Origin of the sequence: Ramlibacter aquaticus, from assembly GCF_015159745.1 — a bacterium.
GTDB lineage: Bacteria > Pseudomonadota > Gammaproteobacteria > Burkholderiales > Burkholderiaceae_C > Ramlibacter > Ramlibacter aquaticus.
In genome coordinates this window covers 1-441 of the sequence record NZ_JADDOJ010000196.1, presented here as the reverse complement: position 1 = coordinate 441, position 441 = coordinate 1, and the positions used below count along the sequence as shown (strand labels likewise).

Below are 441 nucleotides of genomic sequence, written 5' to 3'. Positions count from 1 at the left end.
CTTCAAGAAGAGATCGGTGCCTTCACGACGAGCGAGTTTGCATTTTGGACCAATGTAACGAGCCATTCTTTACAATCTCCTGGATTACACGCGGCGCTTCTTCGGCGGACGGCACCCGTTGTGCGGGATTGGCGTCACGTCGGTGATGCTGGCGATCTTATAGCCACAGCCGTTCAAAGCACGGACAGCAGACTCACGACCTGGACCTGGACCTTTGACGTTAACGGCGAGGTTTTTCAGGCCGTATTCCAGCGCAGCTTGACCAGCACGTTCAGCAGCTACTTGAGCAGCAAACGGGGTGGACTTGCGGGAACCGCGGAAACCCGAACCACCGGAGGTAGCCCAAGAAAGCGCGTTACCTTGACGGTCGGTGATGGTCACGATGGTGTTGTTAAAAGATGCATGGATGTGGGCGATGCCATCAACCACTGTCTTTTTAAC

The 441-nt window shown here is 54.9% G+C and carries 1 protein-coding gene and 1 pseudogene; both read right to left on the bottom strand.

Translation table 11 applies throughout. From position 1 onward, the window contains the following. Positions 1 to 66, bottom strand: a pseudogene (gene rpsD / locus IM725_RS20095) (30S ribosomal protein S4); the annotation flags it as partial. Positions 67 to 84: 18 nt separating this feature from the next. Then, positions 85 to 441: 30S ribosomal protein S11 (gene rpsK, locus IM725_RS20090; RefSeq protein ID WP_227753994.1), on the bottom strand; the 357-nt coding region annotated here is incomplete at its 5' end.